General features: G+C 44.7%; 20 protein-coding genes and 1 pseudogene. 14 read left to right on the plus strand and 7 right to left on the minus strand.

Annotated elements, in window-relative coordinates; all coding sequences use genetic code 11:
* The first annotated feature begins 115 nt into the window (after positions 1 to 115).
* The 5 genes from DA100_RS17460 (at position 116) to DA100_RS17480 (ending at position 5,523) form a co-directional block, all read left to right on the plus strand.
* Complete coding sequence (locus DA100_RS17460) at positions 116 to 1,036, plus strand: HDOD domain-containing protein (protein WP_138973293.1); 921 nt, start codon at positions 116 to 118, stop codon at positions 1,034 to 1,036.
* 18 nt (positions 1,037 to 1,054) lie between these two features.
* Positions 1,055 to 1,960, plus strand: coding sequence for a lysine exporter LysO family protein (locus DA100_RS17465; RefSeq protein ID WP_138973294.1), 906 nt, complete (start codon positions 1,055 to 1,057; stop codon positions 1,958 to 1,960).
* A 113-nt stretch (positions 1,961 to 2,073) separates the two neighbouring features.
* Entirely contained in the window at positions 2,074 to 2,586 is a 513-nt protein-coding gene (locus tag DA100_RS17470) for a hypothetical protein (protein WP_138973295.1), read from the plus strand.
* A 144-nt stretch (positions 2,587 to 2,730) separates the two neighbouring features.
* Positions 2,731 to 4,383, plus strand: a complete 1,653-nt coding sequence (gene panP / locus DA100_RS17475; protein WP_138973296.1) for a pyridoxal-dependent aspartate 1-decarboxylase PanP — start codon at positions 2,731 to 2,733, stop codon at positions 4,381 to 4,383.
* 285 nt (positions 4,384 to 4,668) lie between these two features.
* A complete protein-coding gene (locus DA100_RS17480) occupies positions 4,669 to 5,523 on the plus strand; it encodes a MurR/RpiR family transcriptional regulator (RefSeq protein ID WP_010320194.1) in 855 nt (284 codons plus the stop codon).
* A gap of 33 nt (positions 5,524 to 5,556) precedes the next feature.
* Here the strand turns inward: DA100_RS17480 and DA100_RS17485 are convergent, their stop codons facing one another.
* Positions 5,557 to 6,810 (minus strand): iron-containing alcohol dehydrogenase, encoded by a 1,254-nt coding sequence (locus DA100_RS17485; protein ID WP_138973297.1) that lies wholly within the window; start codon positions 6,808 to 6,810, stop codon positions 5,557 to 5,559.
* Positions 6,811 to 7,076: 266 nt separating this feature from the next.
* On the opposite strand from DA100_RS17485, the gene DA100_RS17490 reads away from it, so the two are divergent.
* Both DA100_RS17490 and DA100_RS17495 read left to right on the plus strand, forming a co-directional pair.
* The gene (locus DA100_RS17490; RefSeq protein WP_138973298.1) at positions 7,077 to 7,343 is read left to right on the plus strand and encodes a GrxA family glutaredoxin; all 267 of its coding nucleotides are present in this window, start codon (positions 7,077 to 7,079) and stop codon (positions 7,341 to 7,343) included.
* Between the two features lie 188 nt (positions 7,344 to 7,531).
* Positions 7,532 to 9,214: an aspartate:alanine antiporter gene (locus DA100_RS17495; RefSeq protein WP_138973299.1), complete on the plus strand. Its 1,683-nt coding sequence runs from the start codon at positions 7,532 to 7,534 to the stop codon at positions 9,212 to 9,214.
* 82 nt (positions 9,215 to 9,296) lie between these two features.
* Here the strand turns inward: DA100_RS17495 and DA100_RS17500 are convergent, their stop codons facing one another.
* The 4 genes from DA100_RS17500 to DA100_RS17515 all read right to left on the minus strand — a co-directional run bounded on the left by DA100_RS17500 (position 9,297) and on the right by DA100_RS17515 (position 12,414).
* Complete coding sequence (locus DA100_RS17500) at positions 9,297 to 9,974, minus strand: ABC transporter permease (RefSeq protein ID WP_138973300.1); 678 nt, start codon at positions 9,972 to 9,974, stop codon at positions 9,297 to 9,299.
* Positions 9,975 to 9,977: 3 nt separating this feature from the next.
* Positions 9,978 to 10,718, minus strand: coding sequence for an ABC transporter permease (locus DA100_RS17505; protein ID WP_138973301.1), 741 nt, complete (start codon positions 10,716 to 10,718; stop codon positions 9,978 to 9,980).
* A gap of 87 nt (positions 10,719 to 10,805) precedes the next feature.
* Positions 10,806 to 11,576, minus strand: coding sequence for an ABC transporter substrate-binding protein (locus tag DA100_RS17510; protein WP_171052250.1), 771 nt, complete (start codon positions 11,574 to 11,576; stop codon positions 10,806 to 10,808).
* 67 nt (positions 11,577 to 11,643) lie between these two features.
* The gene (locus tag DA100_RS17515) at positions 11,644 to 12,414 is read right to left on the minus strand and encodes an ABC transporter ATP-binding protein (RefSeq protein ID WP_138973303.1); all 771 of its coding nucleotides are present in this window, start codon (positions 12,412 to 12,414) and stop codon (positions 11,644 to 11,646) included.
* Positions 12,415 to 13,085: 671 nt separating this feature from the next.
* On the opposite strand from DA100_RS17515, the gene DA100_RS17520 reads away from it, so the two are divergent.
* The 3 genes from DA100_RS17520 to DA100_RS17530 all read left to right on the plus strand — a co-directional run bounded on the left by DA100_RS17520 (position 13,086) and on the right by DA100_RS17530 (position 18,421).
* Entirely contained in the window at positions 13,086 to 14,633 is a 1,548-nt protein-coding gene (locus tag DA100_RS17520) for a DUF3360 family protein (RefSeq protein ID WP_138973304.1), read from the plus strand.
* Between the two features lie 324 nt (positions 14,634 to 14,957).
* On the plus strand, positions 14,958 to 17,234 hold the full coding sequence (gene pflB / locus DA100_RS17525; RefSeq protein WP_138973305.1) for a formate C-acetyltransferase: 2,277 nt from the start codon (positions 14,958 to 14,960) through the stop codon (positions 17,232 to 17,234).
* A 179-nt stretch (positions 17,235 to 17,413) separates the two neighbouring features.
* Complete coding sequence (locus tag DA100_RS17530; protein WP_138973306.1) at positions 17,414 to 18,421, plus strand: lipid A-modifier LpxR family protein; 1,008 nt, start codon at positions 17,414 to 17,416, stop codon at positions 18,419 to 18,421.
* A gap of 6 nt (positions 18,422 to 18,427) precedes the next feature.
* Here DA100_RS17530 and DA100_RS17535 read toward each other — a convergent pair whose 3' ends face one another.
* Entirely contained in the window at positions 18,428 to 20,308 is a 1,881-nt protein-coding gene (locus DA100_RS17535; protein WP_138973307.1) for a methyl-accepting chemotaxis protein, read from the minus strand.
* Between the two features lie 225 nt (positions 20,309 to 20,533).
* Here DA100_RS17535 and pflA point away from each other — a divergent pair, with 225 nt between their 5' ends.
* The 3 genes from pflA (at position 20,534) to DA100_RS17550 (ending at position 22,635) form a co-directional block, all read left to right on the plus strand.
* Positions 20,534 to 21,274 carry a pyruvate formate lyase 1-activating protein gene (gene pflA, locus DA100_RS17540; protein ID WP_138973308.1) on the plus strand — a complete coding sequence of 247 codons (741 nt, stop codon included), beginning with the start codon at positions 20,534 to 20,536 and terminating at the stop codon, positions 21,272 to 21,274.
* Between the two features lie 138 nt (positions 21,275 to 21,412).
* Positions 21,413 to 22,012 (plus strand): energy-coupling factor ABC transporter permease, encoded by a 600-nt coding sequence (locus tag DA100_RS17545; protein WP_240800955.1) that lies wholly within the window; start codon positions 21,413 to 21,415, stop codon positions 22,010 to 22,012.
* A 122-nt stretch (positions 22,013 to 22,134) separates the two neighbouring features.
* A complete protein-coding gene (locus DA100_RS17550; RefSeq protein ID WP_138973310.1) occupies positions 22,135 to 22,635 on the plus strand; it encodes a YfbU family protein in 501 nt (166 codons plus the stop codon).
* Positions 22,636 to 22,691: 56 nt separating this feature from the next.
* Here the strand turns inward: DA100_RS17550 and DA100_RS21415 are convergent.
* Positions 22,692 to 22,769, minus strand: a pseudogene (locus tag DA100_RS21415) (MipA/OmpV family protein); the annotation flags it as partial.
* 201 nt (positions 22,770 to 22,970) lie between these two features.
* On the opposite strand from DA100_RS21415, the gene DA100_RS17560 reads away from it, so the two are divergent.
* Positions 22,971 to 24,905, plus strand: coding sequence for a PrkA family serine protein kinase (locus DA100_RS17560; protein WP_138973311.1), 1,935 nt, complete (start codon positions 22,971 to 22,973; stop codon positions 24,903 to 24,905).
* Positions 24,906 to 25,001 lie beyond the last annotated feature (96 nt).

Below are 25,001 nucleotides of genomic sequence, written 5' to 3' on the forward strand. Positions count from 1 at the left end.
CATAGCTTTCACAACATCCCGTATCACAAAACCTATCAATATAAGTAATCTATTGTTTGCTAAAGTATGTAGGAAAACGCTACACTGCATAGGACAAATTAACCTTCTAGCACTTATGAATCACCTATCATTTTATTGGCTACCGCAGAATAATGAGCTTTTAATTAAAGGCATCGAATCTGAGTTTTCAGTTCTTATTGAACACTCAATCAAATCGCGGAAGATATCACTGCCTCCTATCCCTGATGTGGTATTAAAGATCCAGCAATTATGTTCGCAAGACTCCACAGGTATTGCTGACGTCGCTGATAGTTTGTTGGAAGATCCTGGCCTCGCAGCCATCGTTATTCGCGTCGCTAACTCAGTCATTTTTAATCGCCGCAATATCACTTGCACCGACTTAGTTACCGCGGTATCTCGTTTGGGTATTTTACGCGTACGTGACATAGTGACTGCTCAGGCAATTGAGCAGCTAAAGCATTCGATCAACCTAAGCCCTTCATGCAACAGAATGCTGGTGCAGAGTGCTGCAAACTCACGAGAGCTTGCCGCCACTATGGTTCTCGTTGCTCGTGGATTTAAAGAATCAGAATCACCAAGATATCAACATATCGAAACTGACAAGGCACTTCTGGCAGGTTTGCTCGCCGATATCGGCTTATTCTGCATTATTAGCGAATATCATAGCTACCTAGAGCAAGGAAATTACCTTGACGAAGAGATTGCTTTTCAGGTGTTCGACCGTCAGTGTTCTAACGCTAGTTCACTAGTTCTTGAAAGCTGGGGCTTTGACAATGACTTCCTAGAAGTTGCCTCAAACCAAACCAAAACAAAATCTGACTTAGCAGTGACTTACCTTGATATCGCCAGAATTGCTAATCATATACTAATGTTCCGTCGTCAAGACGAGCACATAGATGAACACACTGTAGAATTTGATGTAACAGGCGCGGATATACTGTACAAACTCAGTAATTTAAGTGATATTGAGTTCAATACTCAAATAGATGAACTTATTAGCGCAAGTGGTTTGTAACCACGAACAGGAAGTATCATGTTTTCAGGGATGTTATTTATCTTTGCCCCACTTGTGGTGGGGTACTTCATTTCTATATCTAAAAAGTCACTCCTAGATAAAATCAACGCCACAACATCAAACCTTATTTACGTCATTCTGGCGCTAATGGGCTTGAGTTTAGCGGCACTGGATAATCTCGGTCAGAACCTCCAATTGATTCTAAAGACGACAGCGGTATTTTTTACCTGTCTAAGTTTAGCGAACTTGGCGGTACTGCCATTGATCGACAAATGGCTACCCATTCATACCGATGCCAGTAATACCAAGTTGCCGCTTTCTGCGATGGCGATGGAATCTGCCAAACTGATTTTGGTTGTCGGCGGTGGACTGGTCATCGGCCTTATGCTGCCAATCGATCTTAGCTGGGTTGACACCGCAAGCGAATGGATTCTCTTTTTACTGCTATTTTTTATTGGCATCCAACTTCGAAATAGCGGCCTCACTCTGCGCCAAATTCTTCTTAATAAGCAGGGCATGGTCATCGCACTGACCATAGTCGCAAGCTCTATGATCGGCGGTGTTATTTCGGCTCTGATCCTCGATATCGACCTCTATCGTGGCCTCGCTATGGCGTCTGGTTTTGGCTGGTACTCTTTAGCTGGTATTTTGATGGGTGATGCTTTTGGTCCAGTGTATGGTGGGGCGTCATTCATGATTGAGCTCTTACGTGAGCTGATTGCGTTAGTTCTAATCCCTTTGTTTATTAGAACCCGTCCGTGTACTTCAATTGGTTATGCAGGGGCAACCGCGATGGACTTTACGCTACCAGTGATTCAGACAACCGGTGGGGTTCGCTGTGTACCCATTGCTATCGTAAGTGGATTTATTCTTAGCCTTCTCGTGCCCGTTTTGATGCTTTTCTTTGTCTCACTTGCAGGCTAGATCGCAGGAATCGACAAGAAAATTATTTATATTGGCCGCTTACAAGCCATTAATTTTAGAAAGCACTAAATTAGAAAATATTAGTATAATAATTATATTCAAAAGGAATCATTATGAAACGTACGATTGCTGCACTGCTACTCGCCGCCACCTCAACAATGGCCGCAGCCGCAGACAACACCTGCATGTCACAAAAATATGATGCGTACATTGACGCTTCTCTGCACTGGTATGAAGATTTATCCCAGCTTACCGCTGAGCAGTATCCAGAGTTGAAAGAAGTCAGCGAATGGTTCCTTAAAGGGCGTAAAAACCACTTCGAACTCAATCGAGCAGCAGTTCATTACTACCTTAAACAAGATCCTACAAAAGTTGCAACCGCTCAACCTGTCGAAGCATGGTTACAGCTTGAACAGAAAGATATTAAGGTACTTGCCTCTCGCAGCGACGAACTTGGACAACTTGCTCAGATCACGTTCGCAGATCGCCAAGCGACGCCACATGAGAAAAACTACCAGCTTCGTTCTGCTTTCGCTGATCTACTCAGCCATCCAACCAAAATTGATTCAGCCCTTAAACGCTACAATGAATCAATCAAGAATCTAGAAGCCATCAATTGCCAATAGTCACAGCTATTGCAGGGGCTTTGGCATCATCTCAGTGTTTATCCCCACCAAACACCAACAATCTTTAATTAAGACGGGACATTGTTCCCGTTTTCGTTTAGATTGTCCCGCTTGCAACAAGAACGATTAGAGCAATGAAGCTGTATGATACCGGAACAAAAAACGGCTGATGTGAGTTTCGAGAGCTTACTCCGAATTTTCACAGTACCTGAAGGGCCTGACTCAACGCTAACCAAAATCGACGAAGAGCTTTCACGCAACTTGAATAAGTTTCTGCGTGAACATATCGTAGCAGAAGAAAAACCGCTGCGAGACATCGAAAAAGACTTCTCTCGAGCATCTATACCTGAGCAACCTGAATTTGTCTCCGACCACACCCAGCACCTGCTGGATACGTTAGTTTCCCACTCTGTCCATACTTCGGCGCCTAGCTTTATTGGTCATATGACGTCGGCACTGCCCTACTTTCTCATGCCACTGTCGAAAATCATGATTGCTCTCAACCAAAACTTGGTAAAGATTGAGACTTCAAAAGCCTTCACGCCACTGGAACGTCAAGTCCTTGGCATGTTGCATCGTCTGATTTACGGGCAAGATGACCACTTCTACGCACAATGGATGCATAGCGCAAACCACTCTCTGGGCGCGTTTTGTTCAGGTGGTACAATAGCGAATATTACCGCTCTTTGGGTCGCACGTAACAACGCTCTAAGAGCGCAAGGCTCTTTCAAAGGCGTTGAGAAAGAAGGTCTATTCAAAGCCATGAAGCATTATGGCTACGAAGGGCTTGCTGTCTTGGTGTCTGAACGCGGTCACTACTCACTGAAAAAAGCGGCGGATGTATTGGGCATCGGTCAAGAGGGATTGGTTGCGGTTAAAACCGACAGCAACAACCGAATTTGCCCAGCGGCCTTACAACAGAAGATCATCGAACTTAAAGCGCACAACATCAAACCGTTTGCGGTAATTGGGGTCGCAGGAACCACTGAAACTGGCAACATCGACCCATTACGCGCCATCGCTGAGATCTGTAAAAAAGAAGAGTGTCACTTCCACGTTGATGCAGCGTGGGGGGGGGCGACATTGATGTCTAACAATCATAGACACTTATTGGATGGCGTTGAATTAGCAGACTCTGTCACCATCGACGCACACAAACAGCTATACATCCCAATGGGCGCCGGCATGGTTCTGTTCAAACAACCTGATGCGATGAAGTCTATTGAACACCACGCACAGTACATTTTGCGTAAAGGTTCAAAAGATCTTGGCAGCCATACGTTGGAAGGCTCTCGCTCCGGAATGGCGATGCTGGTGTATGCCGCAATGCATATTATCAGCCGCCCAGGTTATGAGCTGCTCATTGACCAAAGTATCGAAAAAGCTCGCTACTTTGCCGACCTTATCCATCAGCAACCGGACTTCGAACTTGTTTCTGAGCCTGAACTGTGTCTGCTTACTTATCGATATTTACCTGCGCATGTCAAAGCTGCACTCAAGCTCTCAACGGGTAAACAAACTGAGCAGCTCAATGAATTGCTCAACGAATTGACCATGTTCATTCAGAAGCGTCAACGTGAAACAGGTAAATCATTTGTCTCACGAACACGCCTTAACCCTGAACAGTGGAATCACCTTAACACGATCGTTTTTCGTGTGGTGCTCGCTAACCCACTCACCGGAAGGGATATTCTTAGTTCCGTTCTTGAGGAGCAAAGAGTTATCGCGACTCAAGTACCTAACTTGATGGCTAGGATTGATGAGCTATGTACAGAAATCGTTAATCATCAGCCTTAAACTGAAACTTTCTTTCTGGAAAAGTGTAATTTCCCTATCAACACAGGCTTCAGATTTTGTTTTTTTCTGGCTCAGGATATGATTTCTGTAGTTTAGACAAAATTTAGTTTGAGGCTTGTCATATAATAGCCAATTGACAGATAGAAATATTGCCGTAAACCTTTGGCTTAGGTTTATACTGGTCGCATGGCGCCGGATTGCACTTACCTTTTGGGAAACTGGTTGTTTCCTATCATTAATTACGGGTATATCTGGTGAGTTGTTCTCTATACCCTCGTGAACACTATGAATACATTAGAAAAAATTCAAAAAAATCTAGAAAACTTTAGTAAGTCAGAGCGTAAGGTCGCCGAAGTTATCATGGCTTCCCCTCAGACTGCGATTCATTCTAGTATTGCTACACTGGCTAAGATGGCTGACGTAAGTGAGCCAACGGTTAACCGTTTTTGTCGTCGCTTGGACACTAAAGGTTTCCCTGATTTTAAGCTTCATTTAGCGCAAAGCCTTGCTAACGGAACACCTTATGTAAACCGCAATGTTGAGGAAGATGATGGTCCAGACGCCTACACGCATAAGATTTTTGAATCTACTATGGCGTGTTTAGACGTAGCCAAAAACAGCCTTGACCCAATGCAAATTAACCGTGCAGTTGATCTTCTTACTCAGGCGAAGCGCATTTCATTTTTCGGATTGGGTGCATCATCAGCAGTAGCAAAAGATGCTCAAAACAAATTTATCCGTTTCAATATCCCAATCACCTGTTTTGAAGATATCGTTATGCAGCGTATGAGCTGTATTAACTGCACTGACAATGATGTGATCGTTCTGATTTCTCACACTGGTCGAACTAAGAGCCAAGTCGAGATCGCGAACCTTGCACGTGAAAATGGGGCGACGGTAATCGCCATTACGGCTAAAGACTCGCCGTTAGATAAAGCCAGCTCTTTGTCTATTTCACTAGATGTCCCAGAAGACACCGATGTCTACATGCCAATGGCAAGCCGCGTGGTTCAAATGACCGTGATTGATGTTTTGGCAACAGGTTTTACACTGCGTCGTGGTTCTGGTTTCCGTGAAAACCTCAAACGCGTTAAAGACGTATTGAAAGATTCTCGATACGACAAGCTGTCACAATTTTAACTAGAAACGGAGCGTTTAACGCTCCGTTTCTAGTTAGCTGTTTTGCAAACGTCCCTCATCCAGTTTATCTCCACCTAGCCTGACCACACTGGCTTCACACTGGTGTTCAAATGGTATCTCCTCTTGGCAGGAACCATCGCACTGACATACCTGTTGTAGGATATGCGTCAAACGTTCTTTGGTCAGCGGAAGAGGATTACCTCTTATTGCCACTGACTTTAACGCATCTTCAGCAACATTTTCGAATGATGTTGTACAAACTCCAAACTGGTCGAGTTTTGGTAAACCTAACCGATCAAGCATCATGTTGACCCATAATACCGAATCTTCGCGGCAAGCATTGACACGCCCAGAGACAATACTCGCTATCTTAGCGTAGCGATCCAACACATCATCTCGTCCGGCACGTTCTGCGGCATGAATATTCTCCAACATCACGTAGGGCGCGAGACGGGCGGTGATAATACTATGAGGGGCATTGAGTTTGCCGCCCAAAGCGGATGCCAATCCATGTGCCGCACCCAGTTTGGCATTGGTGACCGCCATGCCGCCCAGCATTGCAGCAAACGAAAGATCCGACCGAGCGGAATGTTGATCGTTTAAGCAGGCAGCAAGGATAGATTTGCTTAATCTGCGCAACCCCTCTTCACAGATCATATCGGTCAGCGGATTTGGCTGCCCACATACATAGGCTTCCATCAAATGAGTGAAGGCGTCCATTGCTCCCCGAGCTGATGTCTCAACATCGGTACCATAAGTCAATGTAGGGTCGACAATTGCCACATCAGCTAACATGTCGGGGCTTCTTAAGCTTACCTTAACCTTGTCTTGCCCTGATCGAAGTACTGCATTCCGCGTCACTTCAGAGCCGGTACTGGCGGTAGTTGGTATCGCGATGAAAGGAATAGGCTTCGACTTGAGTGGAACATTGCGTCCCACGACCTCAACATAGTCATACACATCACCTTGGTTAGGAATGATAGCAGCAAGTGCCTTGCCCATATCGAGAACACTCCCTCCGCCCATCGCGACCACCATGTCTGGCCTAAATTTACGACCGACTAATGCGGTCTCTTCTACCATTGTAATGTTGGGCTCACCACGGATAGCAACATGCTGATAGCGCATGTTTTGAGAACTGAGATATTGAATAACGGGAGAGGCTCTGCTGAGGTTTTTACTTGTTACTAAGAGTACGCTGTAACCATATTGATTCAGTACAGACAATGATGACTGCAGTGCACCTTCACCAAAGATGATTCGCGTGGAGGTCATAAATTGAAACATGTTCTGCCTCTCCCTGTCACACCGGCCCAATTAGATTGCACCGATTTACCACTAATTAATTTGACCAAGTGCAATTTGTAGCAATTAACCTTAAAAAATTTATGGCTTTATCGACACAAAGTACAGGTTTCATAGCTAAATATAACTGACTGGGTTCAATTTTTGTTCGATAGATTTCACCTATTGAAACAACAGGTAAATGCCACTTTATTTCCGCCATTGGATCGGGCATAGTTGCAGTTAACAAATTACAGGAGAAAGAGAATATGTTCGTAGTTATCTTTGGTCGCCCAGCTTGCCCATACTGTGTTCGCGCAAAAGAGCACGCAGAAACACTAAAAGCACAGCGCGATGACTTCAACTACCGCTACGTTGATATCCACGCAGAGGGTATCTCTAAAGCAGACCTAGAAAAAACCGTAGGTAAACCTGTTGAGACTGTGCCACAAATCTTCATCGACCAAGAGCACATCGGTGGTTGCGATGACTTCGAAGCATACGCTAAAGAACACCTAGGCCTATTCGCCGAGTAATAAATCCGTTTTTAAAAAAGCCGCGTCTAACGCGGTTTTTTTTGTTTCTATTCTGTTTGCAACCGCAGTCATATTGTTCTTAACTCTACTCAACAATAAATTGTCAAAATTTTCACTTATCTTTTGGCAATATTCAGATACAATTCGCTGACATAACTTACTGCCCGGCACCAACACAAGAATTGCCCGTGAACATTGACGTCGTAACCTTGCTCGAACAGAACCCCATTCTTCTTATTTTCGTTGTCCTAGCGATAGGCTTAGGTATTGGTAAAATCCGCTTTGGAAGCCTTCAATTGGGCAACTCCATTGGTGTGTTGATTACATCGCTCATCATGGGACACCTCGGTTTTACCTTTAATGCTGACGCATTAACTATCGGATTTATGTTGTTTATCTACTGTGTTGGTATTGAAGCAGGCCCTAACTTCTTCGGTATTTTTTTCAGAGACGGTAAGCATTACTTCATTTTGAGTATGGTGGTGCTGTCCACAGCCCTTTCGATCACCTATTTTGCCAGCCATCATCTGGGATTAGATTTCGGTCTATCAGCAGGCATGATGGCGGGAGCCCTGACTTCAACGCCTGTGTTGGTTGGTGCCCAAGACGCCCTCAATTCTGGTTTAGCGACCACACCAAGAAATATGGACTTTGCTCAGGTGATCGAGAACCTGTCTGTCGGCTATGCGATGGCTTATCTGATCGGCTTAATCAGTATGATCATGTTTGCCAAGCTTCTGCCAAAACTGCAAAAGCAGAACCTTTCCGACTCAGCACAACAAATTGCGCAAGAACGCGGTTTAGGGGGGTCTGGTCAGCGCAAAGTTTACTTGCCAATTATTCGTGCTTACCGCGTTGGTCAAGAGTTGATTAACTGGATTGACGGTAAGAACTTACGAGAACTCGGTATTTATCGTCAAACCGGTTGCTACATTGAGCGTATTCGCCGTAATGGTATCCTCGCCCATCCTGATGGTGACGCTATTTTACAAGAAGGGGATGAGATTGCTCTCGTGGGCTTCCCAGATAGTCACGCCCGTCTCGATCCTAGCTTCCGCAACGGAAAAGAAGTCTTCGATCGCAACTTGCTAGACTTGCGTATCGTCGAAGAAGAGATCGTCGTAAAAAGTGATGCGATTGCCGGTAAACGTCTTTCTGATTTGAATCTTTCCGAATACGGCTGTTTCCTCAACCGCGTGGTTCGTGCTCAGATTGAAATGCCGATGGATTTAGATATCGTTTTGGCGAAAGGTGATGTGCTGCAGGTCAGTGGTGAGAAAAGTCGTGTCCACGGCTTAGCGGAAAAAATCGGTTTTATCTCAATCCACAGCCAGATGGCGGATCTACTCGCGTTTTGTAGCTTCTTCATTCTGGGCATTATGTTTGGTTTGATCACCATGACATTCGGTCAAGTCTCGTTTGGTCTCGGTAATGCCGTGGGATTGCTTCTTTCGGGTATCACACTCGGTTTCTTACGCGCTAACCATCCAACATTTGGCTACGTACCGCAAGGTGCGCTAAATATGGTTAAAGACCTAGGCTTGATGTTCTTTATGGTCGGAATTGGTCTGAGTGCGGGTGGTAAGATGTTCGAGCATCTTTCTCAGGTTGGGGTTCAAGTAATTGGCCTCGCCTTCCTAGTCAGTGTCGTACCCGTTGTACTGGCTTATTTGGTTGGTGCCTACATTCTGAAAATGAACCGCGCACTTCTGTTTGGTGCCATTATTGGTGCCAGAACCTGCGCACCGGCGATGGATATCGTTAATGATTATGCCAAATCAACCATCCCTGCCTTAGGCTATGCCGGCACTTATGCGATAGCCAATATTTTGATGACTCTGGCTGGTACGATACTGATCATTCTCAGTTAACGTTATGTGTCACACGCCGGCACATCACGGCGAAACCCGAACTCAAATAAAAACGGCACCTTTCGGTGCCGTTTTTCTGTCATTAGCTTAATGGTCTCAAGTAGGCTAAGAAGCGTTTCTCAGCGTACTTAAAGCAGCCTAAGATAATAAAGGTTAACGCCATGTAGAACATTCCAGCTGTGAGGAAAGATTCAAACGGGGCATAGTAGCGAGAGTTAACCAAACGCGCTGCGCCAGTTAAATCGACGATCGTCACGATACCAGCAACGGCACTACCATGAAGCATAAAGATCACTTCATTACTATAGGCAGGAAGGGCACGACGTAAAGCACTTGGCAAAATGATGCGGCGATAAGTCATAAACGCACTCATGCCATAAGCTTTAGCCGCTTCCACTTCACCCTTAGGCAGACCATTGATTGCGCCGCGGATAATCTCAGCAGTATATGCTGAAGTATTAAGCACAAAAGCGACCAATGCACAGAACCAAGCGTTCTCCCATAAGGTGTCTTTGACTGGGAAAAATTGGTCCATACCATAGTAAATTAGGTAAAGTTGAACCAGTAACGGTGTGCCACGGAAAAAATAGATGAAGGCCCAGCTCGGTCCGTTTATTAGCACATTATGACTGTTGCGTGCCACCCCAAGTGGAATCGCCACAATCAATCCAATAATCAAAGCCACACCAACCAGCCATGCGGTGGTCATTAATCCATCAAGATAGATGGGAAAACTATCTAAAATCAGTGAAAAATCCATTCTTTACCTCGCATGAATACTGAATTTGCGCTCTACCAGCTTTAAGAAGCCTGTTGAAACACTGGTAAAGAATAAGAAAATAATCGCTACCGCCATGTAGAAGGTAAATGGCATTTTTGTCGAGCCAGCAGCCAGTGAGCTCATCCGAACCATATCCTCAAGACCGATAATTGACACAAGTGCCGTTGTCTTGAGCAAAACGAGCCAGTTGTTACCAAATCCTGGCAAGGCGTGACGAATCATCTGCGGTAAAAGAATGCGACGGAAAGCCAATACAGAGCTCATACCGTACGCTTTGGCAGCTTCAAGTTCACCGGAGTCAACTGCCATGATGGCACCACGGAACGTTTCTGCCATATAGGCGCCGAAAATGAATCCGATAGTGAGGACGCCTGCCACAAACGGGCTGACATCAATGTAATCTGGTAAATATGACGTCCACTCATGACTTGGGTCACTTGCCGCAAACCATTCGTTTAGTGTTTCGTTGATGGAGTACAAACTGTTGTTGAGAAGAATTTGTCCACCAAAGAAAATCAACATCATGAGAACTAAGTCGGGAATACCACGAATCACCGTGGTGTATAGAGTGGCTATTGCTCGTGCCCAGCGATAAGGGGCCATTTTGGCTAATGCACCTAGCATACCTAGAATCATAGCCAGCAATAATGACAACAGAGCGACTTCTATGGTCACTACGGCCCCTTTCATAATAGAGGCTTCATATCCTTGTAAATCCAGCATAGGTAAGTTCCTGGTCCCTAAACTTTATAGAAATCGACCGCTGGCTACTACTCCTAGGAACAAGAACCAACGGTCGCTTAGCAACGATTACTGACCGTAAACGTCGTAGTTGAAGTATTTAGCCGCGATTTCTTGATAAACCCCCTTCTCGCGTAAAGATAGGATGGCTTGGTCTAGCTTCTTGGTCAGATCTTTATCTTGCTTGCGAAGTGCGATACCAAAACCTTCACCGAACCATTTAGGGTCAGTTAGCGATGGGCCTACGAATTCGTACCCTTCACCACCCGCTTTGTTCAGTACACCTTCTTCAAGAGCAGAAGCGTCACCAAGAACTGCCACTACACGACCGTTTGCAAGGTCAAGGTAAGCTTCATCGAAAGAACCGTAACGAACGATTTCTACTTTGTCGCCGTAGTTATCCGTTAGGTATTTGTCGTGAGTTGTTGCACGCTGCACAGCAATTTTCTGACCATCCAGATTATCGAAATCAAGACCAGCGCCTTTCTTAGCAATAAACTTGTTAGGGATAAGTGCGTATTTACCAGTGAAGTCAACTTTCTTCTTACGCTCTTCAGTAATAGACATTGCTGCGATGATGGCGTCGTATTTACGTGCTAGTAGTGAAGGAATGATGCCATCCCAGTCTTGAGCAACGATCTTACATTTCACTGCCATTTCCTGACATAGAGCGTTTGCCATATCTACGTCAAAACCTTTCAGTGAACCATCGGCTTCTGTCCAGCTAAATGGAGGGTAAGCACCTTCAATACCGAAGCGAACTTCATTCCATTCTTTCGCTTGTACTGTGCCAGTCACAGCGGTAGCTGCCAGTGTTGCTGCTAATAACCACTTTTTCATTTCCATACTCCTGTGATTGTGATTTTTATATGTAACTTATGTGTGTTTGTCTGCCGCTAAACGGCTATTAGTAAATTGATGAGATAAATTGCTTTAAACGCTCAGAATCAGGGTTTGTAAATAGCTTCGCAGGGTCGCCTTGTTCCTCAACCAATCCCTGATGCAAAAACATCACATGGTTAGAAACATCGCGCGCGAACGCCATTTCATGAGTGACCACTAGCATGGTGCGTCCCTCTTCTGCTAGGTCGCGCATTACGCCTAGAACTTCACCGACTAACTCAGGGTCGAGTGCCGATGTCGGCTCATCGAACAGCATCACTTCTGGGTCTACGGCAAGTGCGCGTGCAATGGCTGCTCGCTGCTGCTGACCGCCCGATAGATGACCTGGATAATAATCTTTGCGTTCATATAGCCCTACTTTTTTAAGCAGCAGCTCTGCATTTTCGATCGCTTGTGCTTTAGGCACGCCTAACACGTGAACCGGAGCTTCAATAACGTTTTCCATGACTGTCATATGTGACCAAAGGTTGAACCCTTGGAAAACCATAGCAAGTCTGGAACGAATTCGTTGCACCTGTCTTTCATTGGCAGGAACAGCCTCCCCTTGGCGATTGTTTTTCATCTGGATTAATTCCCCGTTAACCCAAATTTCACCAGCAGTAGGTGTTTCAAGAAGATTGATACATCTTAGAAAAGTACTTTTTCCTGAACCGGATGAGCCGATAATGGAAATTACGTCCCCTTTGTGGGCTTCCAATGAGATGCCCTTTAAAACTTCATTCTGTCCAAATGTTTTGTGCAGTTCTTTTATATCCAGCGCTGGTACATCTTTCATGCGCTCATACTCCCTGTCTTTATTATGACCAATCATTAATAGTAATCACGATTGGTTGACTGCTGGGTTCCACCCACATTGCGATACAAACTAGCACTCCCCCGAGCAAGTTGCAACAAATTATTAACCTATAAATCAGCAATATATAGCCACTTTATATGATTAATAATGCATTTAATAGTTAAAAGCGCTCCATATTTCGCATAAAACGCCCGACAACACAGATAATATCCAAATCGTCAGTATTAACATTTTTATAAAAACAAGATCTAACTCAATAAACGATCTTTACCCCATTCGCCTTCAACTCGTAAAGGGTTGAGGTCGCTAGTAAACCTTACGTTATGAAATTTTATTTCAGTGAAACTGATTACAAGCTCGCAACTAATTGCAGCTTGTGTAGTTTTCTTTCACAACCTTTCATAAAGTGATCTAAATCAATCACTCTTTAGGGTTAGCAAGTTAAACTCGCCTCAATGCTAAAAGTCTCAATATAGGTACTTTTCGCAATAAATCCTCTATGCTTTAGCACATCAAGCATGAGCTACAGCGAGGTAGGCCGGGATTAAATTGCAGGAAGCTAAACCAGGTTTTTACAGAGCGGACCGTCTCAGAACAATAATCTGGTCCCTCTTCGCAGATTTACTAACTATTCAGAATATGAGGAATCTATGTCAGACGCAGTCAATAAACCGCACTCTGATTCGGATATCGAAAACAAGAGCTATCAAGAGCTGCACCGCCCAGCTTCTGAGTTTGAAAGCCGTTCAGACTACCTAGACCACGAACTGCAAATCATGAAGCCACGCCGCTTCGGATTAAACCTGCCTGGTCGTGATTTCCGCTTTGAACTTGAAGACTTGGTACCCGCTCTAGCCGGTACTATTGGTATTATCGCGATGTACTCTGCGGTAATGATGTCTTGGGCTGAAGGTCTAACCGCTGCTTGGGACCACGTTAACCTTGGTAAAGAGTTTGCTATCGAAGTGGCTCGAGTAGAAATGCTGATCCCAGCATTACTGTTCTGTGTTCTCGCTTCTGGTTTCATCAACCCGAAAGCAAACCTTGCCGGTAACCACGGCCCAATGATCCCTCTTATCGGCACCATCGCATTAGCAGGTGCGCACCCTCTTGCATTGGCTATCCTAATTGGTATCTTTGGCTTACTTCTGAGTTTCCTAAAAGGTGGCTCCAAGTTGGTCAACCTGACTTCAGAAGGTACGGCCGGTGGCCTACTGATCTTCCTCGGTCTGACCGGTACTATGAGCCAAATCAACTCTATTCAGACATGGGCTGTGGGTCTTCAGTCTGACACGGTTGCCGCTGGTAGCATGGGCTATGTTGGCCTTATCGTACTTGCCGTCACTATTGCGCTGTATGCTTTCCTAGCTAAAGTGAACAAGCGTTGGTTGGCTATCCCTGTTTGTGCATTTACTGGTCTAGTGATTGCGCTTGTACTTGGTGCTGGCTTCGATATTAAGTTCGTGACTGAAACTGGTCTGCCAAACCTAAACCCAGTTTACTGGTGGGGCAGCACAGAGCAAGGTTGGATGCTTGGTCTACCAAACATGGAACACTTTATTGCATCACTTCCGTTCGCCATTCTAGCGGTTGCTATGTGGTCACCTGACTTCCTAGGTCACCGTATCTTCCAAGAACTGAACTACCCTAAAAAGACTGAAAAAGTACTGATGGACGTAGATGACACTATGACAATGTGTTCAATTCGTCAGATGGTAGGTACAGCAGTGGGTGGTGGTAACATCACATCATCTTGGGGTACTTACATGATCCCAGCTGCCATCGCTAAGCGCCCTATTCCTGCTGGTGCGATTCTGCTAGGTTTGTTGGTTATGATCATTGCGATTCTTGGTTTCCCTATGGATATCGCTGTATGGCCTCCAGTAATGCGTGTTGCTCTTCTTGTCGGTGTCTCACTTCCGCTACTTGAAGCGGGTATGCAAATGGTTAAAGATTCTAAGGACTCTCAAGCTGCAGGTATCTGTATCTTCGGCTCGGCTGTTGTGAACCCTGTATTAGCTTGGGCACTAACCATGCTGCTTGATAACAACGGTCTGATTGGTGATAAAGAACGCGCAGCTCGTCTATCGTTCGTCGATAAGATCGTGATCCCAGTAGGCGTACTGGTTATCTGTCTGATCGCTATGCTTGCAGTAGGTATGCTTGAAGGCCAATACGGCATCGCAGCGTTCCTATAACGCAAACAGATGTTGAGAGCCGGCCTCGGCTCTCAACTTTTTTTTAGTGACAAGTTATTTTTTAAAAAATAATTTAAACAAACGAGCATTTATTGATTTAGTTTAAGGTTTGCAAATTTTTTTTAGTTTATCCTTGAAACCAAGTTAATAAGACACCATGTAAAAAGTAGTGACAATATTTATAGTTTTATGCCCTTTCGGTAATTAACTTTAAAGACTATACATATTGTTATTCATAAGAGTGTACCATCCCATTTTTGGGACTCAAACTGGCTCAACGGTTTGATAGGTACGTGTTTTTTCTACTAAAAAGGTAGGTATGTCATGGCAGAGCAATTTGCTAAAGCTTGGGAAGGTTTTGCTGCAGGTGATTGGCAAAACGAAGTAAACGTTCGCGATTTTATTCAAAAGAACTACGCACCGTATGAAGGCGACGAATCTTTCCTAGTTTCTGAAGGTACTGAAGCAACAAACAAGCTTTGGGCTAAGGTAATGGAAGGTATCAAGATTGAGAACTCAACTCACGCACCTGTTGATTTCGATACTGACCTTATCTCTACCATCACTGCTCACGATGCAGGCTACATCGAGAAAGACCTAGAAACTATCGTTGGTCTTCAAACTGATGCCCCTCTTAAACGTGCTATCATCCCTAACGGTGGTATCCGTATGGTTGAAGGTTCTTGCAAAGCGTACGACCGCGAGCTAGATCCAGCAATCTCTAAAATCTACACTGAGTACCGTAAAACACACAACGCTGGTGTATTTGATATCTACACTCCAGACATCCTAGCTTGTCGTAAGTCAGGTGTTCTAACTGGTCTGCCTGATGCTTACGGTCGTGGTCGTATCATCGGTGACTACCGTCGTGTTGCTCTATACGGTATCGACTACTTAATGAAGGACAAACTGGCTCAATTCAAGTCTCTACAAGAGCGTTTTGAGAACGGCGAAGATCTTCAAATGACAATGCAGCTTCGCGAAGAGATCGCTGAGCAGCACCGTGCACTTGGCCAAATGAAAGTGATGGCTGAGAAATACGGTTTCGACATTTCTCGTCCTGCTGAAACAGCTCAAGAAGCTATCCAGTGGACTTACTTCGGTTACCTAGCTGCAGTTAAATCACAAAACGGTGCTGCTATGTCCCTGGGTCGTACTTCTACGTTCCTAGACATCTACATCGAGCGTGACATCGCTGAAGGTAAGATCACTGAAGTTGAAGCTCAGGAAATGATCGACCACTTCGTAATGAAGCTACGTATGGTTCGTTTCCTACGTACTCCTGAGTACGATGACCTATTCTCTGGCGACCCAATCTGGGCTACTGAGTCTATGGGTGGTATGGGGCTTGACGGTCGTACACTAGTTACACGTACTAACTTCCGTTTCCTAAACTCTCTATACACTATGGGGCCTTCTCCAGAGCCAAACATCACTGTACTTTGGTCTGAGAAACTACCTGATGGCTTCAAGAAGTTCTGTGCGAAAGTTTCTATCGACACTTCTTCTATCCAGTACGAAAACGACGATCTAATGCGTCCAGATTTCGAATCTGATGACTACGCTATCGCATGTTGTGTATCACCAATGATCATTGGTAAACACATGCAGTTCTTCGGTGCTCGTGCAAACCTTGCTAAGACACTACTATACGTAATCAACGGTGGTGTGGATGAGAAGCTGAAGATCCAAGTTGGTCCAGCAATGCCTAAGATCACTGACGAAGTTCTAGACTTCGACGACGTATGGGGCAAACTTGACCACTTCATGGATTGGCTAGCTAAGCAGTACGTGACTGCACTGAACTCTATCCACTTCATGCACGACAAGTACAGCTACGAAGCTGCACTAATGGCTCTACATGACCGTGACGTTCGTCGTACTATGGCTTGTGGTATCGCTGGTCTATCTGTTGCAGCTGACTCACTATCTGCAATTAAACACGCGAGAGTTAAACCTATCCGTGATGAAGATGGCGTAGCAATCGACTTCGAAATTGAAGGCGACTACCCTAAATTTGGTAACAACGATGCTCGCGTAGATGACATTGCTTGTGAACTAGTAGAAGTGTTCATGAACAAGATCCGTAAGCTTAAGACTTACCGTGATGCAATCCCAACTCAGTCTATCCTGACTATCACTTCAAACGTGGTATACGGTAAGAAGACGGGTAACACTCCAGATGGTCGTCGCGCAGGTGCTCCATTTGCTCCAGGTGCAAACCCAATGCACGGTCGTGATGAGAAAGGTGCGGTAGCGTCTCTAACATCTGTAGGTAAACTACCATTTGCTCACGCAAAAGACGGTATCTCTTACACCTTCTCTATCGTGCCAAACGCACTAGGTAAAGAAGAAACATCACAACGTGCTAACCTAGCAGGTCTAATGGATGGTTACTTCCACCATGAAGCAGGCATCGAAGGCGGTCAGCACCTAAACGTGAACGTACTTAACCGTGAAACTCTAGAAGACGCAGTTAAGCACCCTGAGAAATACCCTCAGTTGACAATCCGTGTATCTGGTTACGCTGTACGTTTCAACTCTCTAACTACAGAGCAGCAACAAGACGTAATCGCACGTACATTTACTGAGTCTCTATAATTCTCAGCTAAATGATTGACGAAGCCCCGCTAAATAGCGGGGCTTTATTTTTTCTGTCAATTTATCACCGATAAATCAGCGATACGGTGCACAGTTCATCTCTCTGGTATGTTAATTGCTAACATTTGTATCGATTAATCTTGTATTATCAGACATCTAATTGAGTTAAGCACAGACACATGAAGTTAAACCGCATAATTTTTCTGCCTCTGCTACTGGCTTCTGCAAGTAGTATCGCCTCTGACAGATCGACCCTTTCATTCTCTATCGACAACGATGGTATCTTCGGTGTCGACCAAGACTACACCAACGGTCTGTTTCTGAGCTACACAACAGGGGGCATTACGCCTTATCCTATCTTCAGCCCTTTGAGTCTCTCTTTCTGGGGCGGTGCTTCACTCGACAAGTTTGAATTCACCCTTGGTCATAAGATGTACACGCCTTCGGATATTGAAGCGACAGCGCCTATGGTCAATGACCGACCGTACGCAGGGTTTCTGCACACTGAGTTCAACTATATTAGTTTGCACCCTCAACAAGCTCAGCGTTTTAACCTCACACTCGGTACCACTGGCGAGAGCTCTCTGGCCGATCAAGCACAAGATATCGTTCACGGCATCACCGGCTCAGATCAACCAAGAGGTTGGGCATATCAGGTTGACGATAAATTCGTTGGTAGCGTCGGGTATCTGTCGCACTTCAACTTATGGCGTCAGCGAGCAATTGCCAATACAGACTTCGAAATTTCCAATGTCTCTGAAGTCAATGCAGGTAACTTCCGCAGTGATGTTTCCACAGGATTCATGTTCCGTTGGGGCTCAGATTTAGGCGGCAACATGGGGGCGGCAAACATTGACAACGAGAACCCGTTCCGTGCCGGTATGATTGGTGGTTCACAGGGTGGCTGGTTTGTCTTCACGGGTATCGAAGCACGCTACCGATTCAATGACATTACGATTGAAGGCGAGCGTTCAGGTGTGACTGAATACGTAGTTAAAAATGGTAAGAATCCGAATATCTACGACGTTACACTGGAAAACAATCAAGCAACAGCAGTCGCAGGCTTCGCTTGGTATAACCAAAGTTTCGGCGCGAGCTTAACTGCAACCGTGAAAACTCCCGATTACAAAGAGGCGCCGGAATCGATATACGGAACCGGCGCCCTTTCACTCTACGCGTTCTTCTAAACGCGATTAGATCGTAAACTTGAGGCAGTCTTGATTGAGGCTGCCTGATCGCTCTTCAACAACCCCACTGACTTTTCTTAGCTGATCGTTATTTTGTTCAAGCTCTTTCATCGCCGCTGAGATTTGCGTCATGTTATCCGCCATCGACTGACTGGTTGTAGCCAACTCTCTAATTGAAGCAAAAATAACTTCCGTTTGATGCGACGCCTCGTTGGTTTTGTCAGTGATCATTTTCAGCGCGTTCATGGCTTCCTGACCTCGCTCACGACCTGCGATCATTGAGGATTCAGACTGACCTATGTATTGAATCACTTCCGCACTCTCTTTCTTCATCGTGTCAATGGTGCCTGAAATTTCAGAGACCGCATCAACCGTTCGCACAGCCAGACTACGCACCTCATCCGCAACAACGGCAAACCCTCGCCCTTGTTCCCCTGCCCTCGCAGCCTCAATCGCCGCATTAAGCGCCAGTAGATTGGTTTGTTCGGCAATGCCATTGATGATATCCATCACTGAGTCAACTTTTGCTGACGCCTCTTCCAACTGCTGAATGTGTCCGGCAGCCGCCGTCATTATGGCACCTACTTCTTCAATCGAACCTATCGCAGCGCTGATAACCTTAGCGCCTTCTTCCGCTGCATCGGTTGAAGATCGGCTAATATCCGCAACAAACTCAAGTGAGTTGGAGACTTCTTGGGTGGTCACGCTCACCTCTTCAGTCGCCGAAGCCAGCAATTGAGTCTGACCGAGCACCTCAGACTGGTGATGCGCAAGCAGGTCTAATCCTTGATTAAGTTCAGCAGCGTTGCCCGATAGCGCCAAACTGCTGCTTTGAACGCCTGAAACCAGTTCACCCAAATTTGTACAGCTCTGGTTGATGCTTGATGCTAACTGATTAAATTCATCGTTTGGATTTTTGGAAAGAATCATTCGCTGGGAAAAGTCGCCCTTAGAAACGCTATTGAGTATCTCTTTGGTACGATTCAATGAGCGTGACATAGACGCACTCTGCATGGCAAAAATTGCAATGGTAAAGATCGCTAACACAACACACGCAACCAAAATAGACCACAAGGTTTGTGCCGACGTCGTTTCTGCTACGTTTTGATAACGAGCACCAATGCCGCCCAGCTCATTGGTAATCTCACCAATCAAACGTGTCATTTTGGCTTTTGCAGCATCAAGCTGCTTCTCAACCGAGCCAAGCTGTTGAGATAACTCACTCACTCTCACAAAAGCCTGTTTGTACTGTTCAATTTCTTTTTCATAAAGATCAAGCATCGCGTAAACATTGGACATGCTTTCGAAGCTCGCCATTGCTCGATTGAACAATTTCAAATTATCTTCAGAGGGTTGCAATAAGTAGTTTTGTTGCGCTTTTACCATCGCCTGAAAATCAGAGTTAAGCGTCACCATGCCGGTTTCTGCGATTTTTTGTTCGATGATGGTCGCAGTCTGCTTCATCTGCCCCAGCTTGCCTTCGTCAATATTGAATCCCAACTCTTGCTTCAATGTTAACCAAGGCGTAACGGCACTTTTAAAGTCCATGACACTTTGGGTTAATTCATCACCTTGTGATACCAGCCCAACTTGTTTGAGGAACTTGGCGTTATCGCTGATTGCCATAACGATATCTTCAATACGGGTCTTGGTCGTTGCAACCTTGTCACCCGTCATGCTATCCAGTGTTCCACCAAGCGTAAGAATACGACTTTGGGTCTGATAAATGGCCAGAGACCCCGAACCAATATCTGCACTGCTTTGATATTGACTCTTCATTTTCGACAATCTTTCTGAAGTAAAAAAGGCTAGAAAAGCGAATCCGATCGTTAAAACAATCAAAAACAGTGTGACTTTCTGTTTTTGAGAGAGCGCAAGCATATCCATATAAAATCCCTTAACATCAAACAGATGTAAAATACTTTGCCTGACTGTTGTTATTAGTTATTATTGATTTAATTGTTACCAATAACATTTCTACAACATAAATCTTAGCAAAGAAACGGTTTTTTTCTTATTTCAGCTTTTCTTGTTAGCTAGGTTCGGAAAACCTATTTTATCCCTACCATTTGTAATAAAATAACGGCCAAATTACTAATACGAGATGAGCTCATGTCAACAATCGGTCGTATTCATTCTTTTGAATCTTGCGGAACAGTAGATGGACCAGGAATTCGTTTTATCGTTTTTCTGCAAGGTTGCTTAATGCGTTGTATGTACTGTCACAACCGCGACACTTGGGATACTCACGACGGTAAAGAAGTGACCGTTGAGGAGATCATCAACGAGGCGAAGTCATACCGACACTTTATGAATGCTTCCGGCGGTGGTGTGACCTGTTCAGGTGGCGAAGCCATGCTACAACCTGAATTCGTGCGAGATTTCTTCCGCGCTGCCAAAGCAGAGGGTATCCACACTTGTCTCGATACCAATGGTTATATCCGCAAACATACTGAAGTTATTGATGAAGTGTTGGATGCGACTGACTTGGTTATGCTTGACCTTAAGCATATGAAAGATGAAATCCATCATGACTTCATCGGCGTATCTAACAAACGTACATTAGATTTTGCGCGCTACCTGCATAAAATTGGACAGAAAACGTGGATTCGCTATGTAGTGGTTCCTGGTTATACCGATGACGAAGAAGCCGCACATATGCTGGGCGATTTCATTAAAGATATGGACAACATCGAAAAGGTTGAGTTACTGCCGTATCACAAGCTTGGCGCTCATAAATGGGAAGCCCTTGGTATTGAATACCCGTTGGAAGGAACTAACCCTCCTTCAAAAGAGACGATGGACAAGATAGTATCAATCCTTGAGCAGTATCACTCAAACGTTAAATACTGATACCACTCGTTAAGAAATTCGTAAAAAATATCAACCTTACATAAGGTTGGTATTTTTTTTGAGGTTTCCGTGGCGCTGAATCAACTGTTTGCTCTTTCGCTAGTACTGTTTTCCTGCTTTTTTGTCTGGAGAGATGTCGTGCAAGTATTGGTGCCGAAGCTAACTAGCGAACGAACCTTTCAGCACGTCACGTTCGGCGTTGTGTTTGCTTTTTACCTTCTTTGGTCTGCCGACGCAGGAATAAAAGAAGGTCTCTCTATTCATTTTCTCGGACTGACCGTTCTGACTCTAATGTATGGCTGGCGCAGTGCCTACGCAATCTCTATGGTCGTTTGTGCATTAATGGCGCTGTTTGGCGAACTATCCATTTACCAGCTACCACAGTTCATACTGTTGTCTTGTTTACTTCCAATTCTTACTAGCTGTCTATTATTTCTGGCTAGTTACCGTTTCCTCCCGCGTAACATTTTTGTGTTTATCTTTATCGCTGGCTTTCTCAATGGATGCGTGACTGGCACAGCCCATCTACTCATCAATGCCTATTGTCTGCTTGCAGTAACTGACTATGATTGGGTCACGATTTACGATAACTACCTCGTGTTTACCCCTCTGCTCGCTTTTCCTGAAGGTCTACTTAATGGGATGACTGTGACGATGTTGACGGTTTTCAAACCAGAACTATTGCGCGTCTTCTCGGATAGAGACTATATCTATAATCACTATCACCAAGACAAGTAAAAAATCTTACTCAATCTTTGTACTTTTGATATTAAATATGTGTTGAGATCATGTTTCAGTTAATCCGGAACAGATAACCTAAGCACATTAAAAATGTATTAGATTATTTTAGTGAGGCCACCATGGAAATGACCAACGCTCAACGTTTGATCCTATCGAATCAGTACTATTTGATGTCACAAATGGATCCTGAAAACGCAGCTAAATATCAACGTTTGCAAACGATAGTGGAACGTGGATACGAGCTACAAATGCGCGAACTCAATAAGGACTTTGGCTGTTTGGTTGACGCAGAGTGTCGCGAAATTATCGACATCATGGAAATGTACCATGCGATGCAAGAATCAAACAAAATGCTCTCTGAAGATGAGCAAAAGCTTGTTGACCAGCGTCGTCTAACTTTCTTAGGTTTTGATGCAGCATCGGAAGCACAGTTGGTTAACTACGTTCGCTTCCTAGTTGATTCTGAAGGGCTATACCCTCAGTTCAGCAAGGGAGAACATCATTTTAACGCGCAAATGCCTATGCTGGACAAATACCGTCGAATGCTAAACACCTGGCGCAACTGCCCTCGTCAGTACCACTTGTGTGCAAATGAACTAAAGCAAATCTTTAACGCTTGATTTAAAAAGGGCCGTTGCTAAGCAACGGCCCTTTCTACATGTGATTGAGATACCCCTTAGAACACGTAGGCAACCCCAATATTCGCAGAGGTAGTGACTCCGCTCTCTATCAATGGACTACCCTCTATGTCCCCCCTCTATATTGGTGTAACAAAAGCTTTTTAACCACGATGGTTTTTGCATAGTAATCAAATTTTATATTGATAAAACATATTGGAATTAAACACATATTTTTTAAGCAAAATTCTAAAAACCAACTAGGATTAATAAAGAAAGGATTTGCTTTTCTATGCGGGTTTATTGTCAGGTTTGACAGGTTCAGAGGGGAATTCACCATGAGTATTTTCGACCATTTCCAAGCACGCTACGAAGCCTCCAAGGATGAGGAACTATCGCTACAAGACTTTCTAAGCCTTTGCAAAGACGATAAAAGTGCTTACGCCAATGCAGCAGAACGATTATTGATGGCCATCGGTGAGCCACAAGTCATTGATACTGCGCAGAATCCTCAACTCAGTCGTATTTTCTCGAATAGGGTCATTTCACGTTACGAGACCTTTAAAGATTTCTACGGTATGGAAGATGCCATTGAGCAAATAGTTTCCTACCTAAAACATGCCGCTCAAGGCTTGGAAGAACGTAAACAGATTTTGTACTTACTCGGTCCTGTAGGTGGTGGTAAATCATCACTGGCCGAAAAACTAAAATCATTAATGCAGCAAATGCCGATTTACGTACTTTCCGCTAACGGTGTGCGCAGCCCTGTCAATGACCATCCGTTCTGTTTATTCGATGTCACCGAGGATGGCGAATTACTTAAACAAGAGTATGGCATTGAGAAGCGTTATGTCCGCTCGATTATGTCACCTTGGGCAGCGAAGCGTTTACACGAATTTGGCGGTGACATTTCTAAGTTCAAAGTGGTTAAAGTGAGACCGTCGATTTTAGATCAGCGCGCCATCGCGAAAACCGAACCTGGCGACGAAAACAACCAAGATATTTCATCTTTGGTGGGTAAAGTCGATATCCGCCAGTTAGAGCACTTCTCTCAAGATGACCCTGATGCTTATAGCTACTCAGGTGCACTGTGTCGTGCTAACCAAGGCCTGATGGAATTTGTCGAGATGTTCAAAGCACCAATCAAGGTGCTACACCCTCTTTTAACCGCGACTCAAGAAGGAAACTACAACGGTACCGAGGGGCTTTCCGCATTACCATTTGACGGCATGATACTCGCTCACTCAAACGAATCCGAGTGGCAAACATTCCGTAATAACAAAAACAATGAAGCATTCCTTGACCGTGTTTACATCGTTAAAGTGCCTTACTGTCTGCGTGTATCGGAAGAGGTCAAGATTTACCAAAAACTACTCGACCACTCGGAACTGTCAAAAGCACCATGTTCACCAAGTACCTTAGAGTTACTTTCTCAGTTCAGTATTCTGTCGCGTCTAAAAGAGCCTGAAAACTCGTCCATCTTCTCTAAGATGCGCGTTTACGATGGTGAAACTCTTAAAGACACCGATCCAAAAGCGAAAAGTTACCAAGAATACCGAGATTTCGCAGGTGTCGATGAAGGCATGTCAGGTCTTTCAACCCGTTTCGCCTTTAAAATTCTATCGCGTGTCTTTAACTTCGATCAGACCGAAGTGGCGGCAAACCCCGTTCACCTCTTCTATGTCATCGAGCAACAGATCGAGCGTGAACAGTTCCCTCAAGAGACGGCAGAGCGATACCTCGAGTTCTTAAAAGGTTATCTAGTGCCACGTTACGTCGAGTTTATCGGCAAAGAGATTCAGACCGCTTACTTAGAGTCTTACTCCGAATACGGACAAAACATCTTCGATCGATATGTCACTTACGCCGATTTCTGGATTCAAGACCAAGAGTATCGCGATCCAGAGACAGGGCAATTGTTTGATCGATCAGCATTGAACAATGAGCTAGAAAAAATCGAGAAAACAGCCGGCATTAGTAATCCAAAAGATTTCCGAAATGAAATCGTTAACTTCGTGCTTCGTGCACGAGCAAACAATAACGGAACCAATCCAGTTTGGACGAGTTACGAAAAACTTCGCACTGTGATTGAGAAAAAAATGTTCTCTAATACCGAGGAACTGTTACCAGTTATCTCCTTTAACACTAAAACCTCTTCTGATGATCAGAAGAAACACGATGATTTTGTCGCCCGTATGATGGAAAAGGGCTACACAGAGAAGCAAGTTCGCTTGCTATCTGAATGGTATCTACGCGTACGTAAATCATCATAGCAGCAGTGTTTTAGCCCGTACTTCACCTGCCAGTCTATTTTATTCTGGCAGGTGTTAGGTGCAAGATTGATCCAGCCCTCGTTGCAGGGCTTGTAT

Origin of the sequence: Vibrio sp. Hep-1b-8 (assembly GCF_006124995.1) — a bacterium.
In the GTDB taxonomy this organism is placed as follows: Bacteria; Pseudomonadota; Gammaproteobacteria; order Enterobacterales; family Vibrionaceae; genus Vibrio.